The sequence below is a fragment of the uncultured Campylobacter sp. genome (assembly GCF_937973075.1).
Classification (GTDB): Bacteria; Campylobacterota; Campylobacteria; order Campylobacterales; family Campylobacteraceae; genus Campylobacter_B.
In genome coordinates this window covers 24,078-30,690 of sequence record NZ_CALBWL010000032.1, presented here as the reverse complement: position 1 = coordinate 30,690, position 6,613 = coordinate 24,078, and the positions used below count along the sequence as shown (strand labels likewise).

Below are 6,613 nucleotides of genomic sequence, written 5' to 3'. Positions count from 1 at the left end.
CTGGGTCCTGCTATTTGCGGTATCGCTGGGCATAGGGCAGTATCCTGTGAGCCTAGAGGAGACGGGTGGAAATTTTTAATAGCGAAATTTTGCGTAAAATCGCAAATTTCTGCCCTACGAAAGCATCTGAAATCCCCCACGACAAAATGAAATTTATATAAAAATTTATCTGGATTTTATACCGATCGGCTATAATTCCGCTATTCTAACCCCGCATATTTTAGCGGAATTTTCAAGGAGAAAAAATGCTTAAACTTCACTCAATCCTTCTTGGCGCAGCGCTTTGCGCTAGCCTGGCTTTTGCAGATCGCACGATTACCGATCAGCTCGGTCGTAAGGTCACGATCCCGGATCAAGTAAATCGTATCGTCGTGCTACACCACGAAGCGCTCAATGTCTTAAACGAAATCAACGCCCAAGATAAGGTCGTAGGCATCCTAAAAAGCTGGGAGCAGCGCCTAGGCAAAGAGTATAATCGCTTGGCGCCGAGTTTTAAAAACCTACCTAATCCGGGCGATATCAAAGATGTCAATTACGAAGCTCTGCTTAGTCTAAAGCCCGATGCGGTCGTAGTGGTCAACTACTTCCCTAAAGAATATATCGCTAAAATGGAGGAGTTAAAAATCCCAGTCGTAGGCATTTCGTTTTTTAGCTCTGCACAAGAGGAAAAAGCTAAGCTAAATCCGACCTTTAAAGATGAACGCGATAGCTTCGCTGCTTACGATGAGGGCTTTTACGAGGGGGTTAAAATTCTAGGCGAACTAAGCAATCACGAAAAGGATGCCGCTGAGCTGATAGATTTCGTTAGAAAATCACAAGCTGATTTAAATGCCAAATTTAGCAATTTTATCGTAGATAAAAGACCTAGAGTTTATATGGCAAATCCCGATCTTACGACCTACGGTAGCGGTAAATATACTGGCGTAATGCTAGCAAGGGCGGGCGCGACGAACGTCGCCGCTGCGGATATAAAGGGCTACAAGCAGGTTTCGCCGGAGCAAATTTTAGCATGGAATCCACAGATTATCTTAGTGCAAAACCGCTATCCTCAAGTACCTGCCGAACTTAAAGCAAACCCTGCATTAAAAGGTCTTAGCGCCGTGAAAGAGGATAGAATTTATCTAATGCCTGAATTCGTTAAAGCCTGGGGGCATCCGACTGCTGAAGCGATGGCGCTTGGTGAGGAATGGCTTGCGATGAAACTTTATCCGCAAAATTTTAAGGACGCAAACTTTGATAAAAAAGTAGAGGAATTCTACGAGAAATTTTACCGCGTCAAATATCAAAAATAATGCTGAACCTAATCCTGCTTCTTTTTTGGGTAGTGCTGGCGCTAATCTCGCTCGCTAGTGGGCAGTTTCATATACCGTTAGGAGAAATTTTTAAAATTCTCTTTAGCGGAGGCGGCGATGAAGCCGCTAAAAGTGTGATGATGGATGTTAGAATTCCGCGCATTCTACTCTCCAGCCTTTGCGGTGGAGCGCTTGCTATCGCGGGTTTGAGCTTGCAGGCGGTATTTAAAAACCCACTCGTTGGTCCGCACATCGTAGGCGTTAGCACCGCAGCGGCATTCGGCGGCGCGCTTTGTATCTTGCTAGGATTGAGCGGCTTATGGCTTGCGGGTTTTGCATTTTGCTTCGGGCTTGCAGCACTATTTTTGCTCTATCTTTTGGCAAAATTCGTAGCACGCGCTGATATTTTCTCACTCATTTTGGCAGGTATAGTCATTAACGGCGTATTTGCCGCATTTACGAGCTTAGTGCAGTATCTAGCAGACGATGAGGAAGTGTTACCTAATATCGTCTTTTGGCTACTAGGAAGCTTCGTAAGCGCAGGATACGATAAAGTAATTTTGATGTGCGCGATCGCCCTGCCCGCTTCTGCAGTCTTAATCGCGCTGAGATGGCGGTTTAATCTACTCAGCCTAAATGATGATGATTTGCGCGTGCTAGGCGTGGATGTTAAATTTCTGCGCTGCACGATCCTAGCGCTTTGCACTGCTCTGATCGCCGTACAAGTTAGCGTCAGCGGAAATATCGGCTGGGTAGGTCTTGTGGTGCCACACGCCACCAGGCTCATCGCGGGCAGCGACCACGTGAAGCTAATGCCTGCCTGCTTCATCGCAGGAGCGATCTTTATGCTGGCAATAGACGATCTATCTCGCTCGCTAAGTAGCGCCGAAATTCCTTTAGGAATTCTATCCGCTCTCATAGGAAGCCCGATCTTTGCCCTACTTCTAAAAAGGAGCGCCAAAAATGCAAAATCTAATTGAGGTAAAAAACGCTGGCTTTTACTACGAGGCGGAAAAATTCTGCTTTCGCAACTTAAGCTTCGAGCTTGCCAGCTCTCAAACATTAGCGATTTTGGGCTTAAACGGGCAAGGTAAAAGCACGCTAATGTCGTGTATGATGGGGATTTTGCAGCCTAAAGAAGGCGAGATCGTGCGCAAGGCAAAATTTGCTTTCTTGCCGCAGAGCTTTAACGTCGCGTTTGATTACAGCGTGCTTGACATCGTACTGATGGGGCGGGTACGCGAGATCTCCCTCTTTTCAAAACCGGGCAAAAAGGATATTCAAATCTGCCTTGACGCTCTGGATACGCTAGGCGTCACCCATCTGCAAAAGCGCAGCTTTAACGCCCTTAGCGGCGGGCAGAGGCAGCTCGTGCTCTTTGCTAGAGCCCTAGCTAGCGGTAGCGACGTGCTGTTTTTGGACGAGCCTGCCAGCGCGCTTGATATCAAAAACCAAGACCGCGTGCTAAGCCTCATCGCAAATCTACGCTCAAATAGCGATGCTAGCATAGTTTTTACCACTCACCAGCCTAACCATGCCCTAGCTGTCGCCGATCGCACACTGATCTTGCGAAATGATCTTAGCTACAACTACGGCGCAAGCAACGAAATTTTAACCGAAGCCGCGCTTAGCTCGCTCTACGGCGTACAGATCAAGACGGCGGAATTTGACGTTGCGGGCGAGCAAATACCCAGCATCACGCAAATTTTCAGCACGCAGGTGAGGTAGTGCGAGTGGCGCGACAAAGCAACTCATCAATCGGCGCGAAATTTTAAATCGCGGGATTTTGTCTTGAGTGAAATTTAAATCGCGAAATTTTGTTTTGAAATGCCGTCTTGAAATTCTGATTAAAATTTTATATCGAGGTTTTGCCTTAGAATTCCAGTCTAAATTCCATAGTGAAATTTTACCGCGGAATTCCGATCAGAAATCTCATAGCGGAATTCTACCTGCGGCTTGCCGGCTTTTGAAGCGTGCTATGAAAGTATGCTATCGCTTGAGATTTGAAATTCCACCACGAAATTCTACCTCGCAAATCCATAGGTGAAATTCCGTTTTAAAATCCCGCGACGGAATCTTATTCTCGCTCTGGTAGAATTCCTGAAATTCCGCAGTCTGCAAACTTGACCGCGATAAAATTTAAAATTTTAAATTTAGCTATTTAATTCCTGCTTTACATCGATTTATGTATACTTCGGGATAAATTTTAAAAAGGCTTATTATGCAAGATCTCGTATTTCAGGCAAGAAAAGAGGGAATGATCAGCACCGGCATTGATCTGTTTTTAGCGGCGGTGCCTGCGACTTTAGTTGCGCTAGATATTGCTAAGGACGATATGCTAGGGCTTAGCACCAACAAGACGGCTACCTGTATCATCACTGGCGGAATTTTTTTGCTATTTTTTGTGTTTCGGTATTTTTCAGGCTAAGAGCGCTCCGCAAAATTTCAATGCTTAGCGGCATAAAAGCGGCGGCGCTTTACCGCAACTGCATAATTGTCTGCATCTGTGTCATTGCCATAACAAGCATCTTTTTATAGATTCCTTTATCGATCTCATACAAGCATTTGGCAATGATATTGTGCATTTTGATAGCGTTTGCAGGCGCAATTTACATAGCCGTAGCGTGGTTTTGCATAAATTTTGCTCTAGCGCGCGTAAGCGGCGTGGGGATCTTTGAGACATATGTGTGGTTCTGCGTCATCTTTTTTCCATTAAATGCACTATACCATTTGATATTCCCCATAACCCTCATAATAACTAGCATCGTACACCTGCTAGCCTGGAGCAAGATAGAAAAGATAAGCGTAAAAGTTTAGAATTTCGCAAATATCTTGTCGCGATAGAATTCCGATCTTTTCGGTTTAATTTATATTTTATGTTTGTTTATATATACTTCGGGTCAAATTTTTAAAAAGGGTTTATATATGCAATTCATTGTATCTCAGGCAAGAAAAGAAGGGATGATCAGCACCGGCATTGATCTGTTTTTAGCGGCGCTACCCGCGGTTTTTATCGTGGTAGGATATATCTCTTACAATGAGCCCAAGTTTGTGGGTGACGAAATAAATTATATCGCTAGCGGAATTTTGATCGCTTTTATTTGTGTTTCGGCATTTTTCAGATTGCAGGCACTCCGAAAAATTTCAGCGCTTAGCGGTATAAAAGCAGCGACTCTTTACCGCAACTGCATAATAATCTGCGTCTGCTTTTTTGCGCTAGTGCTCGTACTCAATCACCTTTATCCGAGGGAGCCTGACGCAGACGGCAGGCAGAGTGATAATCCATTTGCGGCGATATTTGGACTAGCACTTTTCGTAGGCGTTATTTACATAATCGTCGCATGGTTTCGCATAAATTTTTCGCTTGCGCGCGTAAGTGGCGTAAGTACCTTTCGGACTTATGTGTGGCTCTGTGTGGGACTTTTTGTGCTAAACATACTATGCAACGTAGCGATTATTGCTATAGCCATTTCCTCCGAGCCGCGGACCGAGCAGGTTTCAGCTTTGGCTATTGCCGTCGTAATGCTTAAACTGCTCCTGCCGTTCATCGCTCTTGTGATAACTGGCATCGTGCACCTGCTAGCCTGGAGCAAGATAGAAAAGATAAGCGCAGAGGTTTAAATTTTAAATTTCATAAACCTCTTGTCACGATAAAATTTCGCTCTTTTCGGTTTGATTAGCGTTTTACACTTCGGGATAAATTTCAAAAAGGCTTATGTATGCAAGATCTCGTATCTCAGGTAAAAAGAGAAGGGATGATTAGCACTGGCATTGATCTGCTTTTGGCGGTGGCGCTCGCGGTTTTTAAAGTAATAGGTCTTGCTTCCGGCGGAATGTTCTTGATAGTCAGCGGAATTTTTATCGCTCTTATCTGCCTCTCGGTGATTTATAGGCTAAGAGCGCTCCGCAAAATTTCAAAGCTTAGCGGCATAAAAGCGGCGGCGCTTTACCGCAACTGCGTTATCCTCTGCATATGCTTCGTGGCACTTCTATTATTTTATCCGGCAGGTTGTTACAGAGAAGTAACGATGAAAGAGATGATAGGAGAGACGATATCGAATTTAGCGGTGCCCGCAGCCGCGATCTACATAATCGTAGCGTGGCTTCGCATAAATTTCTCTTTGGCGCGAGTAAGCGGCGTGAGCGCCTTTCGCATCTATGTATGGCTCTGCGTGGGGTTTTTCGCGCTAAATTGGCTATGTGGCGCAGGGCCCTTCGGTTTGGCTACCTCCAAGCCACAAACTGACGATTCGGTTGCGGCTTTAGTCATCACATCGTTTAAGGAATTTTTGCCGTTTGTCGCTCTTATAATAACTAGCATCGTGCACCTGCTAGCCTGGAGCAAGATAGAAAAGCTCGCCTAAGCCGAAGCGCTTTCGTTTTGCAGCGACCGCGCGCTTTTACAAGTCTTAAACCGCAATGTCCAAGCCGCGCCATCCGGCACAGCGTCGCCGCACGCAGCGAAGCTGCAAGATAGCGCGTAAATTTAGAAAATTCAAAGGATAAAAATGAAAGAAATTTCAAAGCAAGATCTGCTTCGCAAGGCGAAATTCCGCGGAGTTTTAGGTGCCGTGATTTTGCTAGGCATCGGCATAAGCGGCACGGTGGGCGTAAGCGACATAGACGAGGACGCAGTCGCGATTTTTAGAGTTTTAGCGCTACTAGCGACGCTAGCGATATTTTACGACTGCTTCGTTTGCCTAGAAAAGGCGCTAGGCGTGCGCTTCGTTAAGACCTATAGGCTGATAGAAAGCATCCCGATCGTCGCGATTTTGTGCTACTGCGCCATGGTAGTAGCGCTAAAAGAGGGCGCGATGCTAGGTCTACTCTACACCCTGCTCTACGTCCTTTCAACGTGCGCGGCGGTGATAATCTGGGGCGTATTAAACTGCCGCCTAGCCACACTTAGTGGCGTGGATTTATTTAAAATCTACGGCATAGTGGTGTCCGTGGCATGGCCCTGCGAAGTAGTATTGGGCGCGCTAGCTAAAATAGGCGTAATCCTCGCGCTGCCGTATCTAATCGCAGCGTCGCTGGTAACAGCGTTTTCGGGGATTTTGCTAATCATATCGTGGATAAAATTCAACCCCGCAAGGTTATGCGGCGCGGAAAATTCTAGCAAGCTTGACGACGCTAAGCTAGGCGCGGACGGCGAAAAACTGAGCATTTACAGCAAACTCGCCGCTTTTAAGAAATCAGACGCGAACGATGCGAAAAAGCCCGCTTCCAAGGCGAGCGCAGATGATACGACCGTCGCAAGACGCCCAGGCAACCCCGGATTTAAATTCTAACTCTACTCGCAAGATGGAATTTCGCAAAAT

8 protein-coding genes are annotated in these 6,613 nt (G+C 46.0%); all 8 read left to right on the top strand.

Features of this window, described 5'->3' with window-relative positions:
* Positions 1-245: 245 nt before the first annotated feature.
* Entirely contained in the window at positions 246-1,292 is a 1,047-nt protein-coding gene (locus tag Q0274_RS04135) for an ABC transporter substrate-binding protein (protein ID WP_298027914.1), read from the top strand.
* Positions 1,292-2,272, top strand: coding sequence for an iron ABC transporter permease (locus Q0274_RS04130; protein WP_298027912.1), 981 nt, complete (start codon positions 1,292-1,294; stop codon positions 2,270-2,272). The genes Q0274_RS04135 and Q0274_RS04130 overlap by 1 nt, the downstream gene beginning before the upstream one ends.
* Positions 2,256-3,020: an ABC transporter ATP-binding protein gene (locus Q0274_RS04125; RefSeq protein WP_298027911.1), complete on the top strand. Its 765-nt coding sequence runs from the start codon at positions 2,256-2,258 to the stop codon at positions 3,018-3,020. Before Q0274_RS04130 ends, Q0274_RS04125 begins: the two co-directional genes overlap by 17 nt.
* Before the next feature lie 493 nt (positions 3,021-3,513).
* Positions 3,514-3,720 carry a hypothetical protein gene (locus tag Q0274_RS04120; RefSeq protein WP_298027909.1) on the top strand — a complete coding sequence of 69 codons (207 nt, stop codon included), beginning with the start codon at positions 3,514-3,516 and terminating at the stop codon, positions 3,718-3,720.
* Positions 3,721-3,863: 143 nt separating this feature from the next.
* On the top strand, positions 3,864-4,109 hold the full coding sequence (locus tag Q0274_RS04115; protein ID WP_298027908.1) for a hypothetical protein: 246 nt from the start codon (positions 3,864-3,866) through the stop codon (positions 4,107-4,109).
* 108 nt (positions 4,110-4,217) lie between these two features.
* Positions 4,218-4,913 carry a hypothetical protein gene (locus Q0274_RS04110; protein WP_298027906.1) on the top strand — a complete coding sequence of 232 codons (696 nt, stop codon included), beginning with the start codon at positions 4,218-4,220 and terminating at the stop codon, positions 4,911-4,913.
* A 98-nt stretch (positions 4,914-5,011) separates the two neighbouring features.
* A complete protein-coding gene (locus Q0274_RS04105; RefSeq protein ID WP_298027905.1) occupies positions 5,012-5,656 on the top strand; it encodes a hypothetical protein in 645 nt (214 codons plus the stop codon).
* Positions 5,657-5,800: 144 nt separating this feature from the next.
* Complete coding sequence (locus Q0274_RS04100) at positions 5,801-6,583, top strand: hypothetical protein (protein WP_298027903.1); 783 nt, start codon at positions 5,801-5,803, stop codon at positions 6,581-6,583.
* Positions 6,584-6,613: the final 30 nt, after the last annotated feature.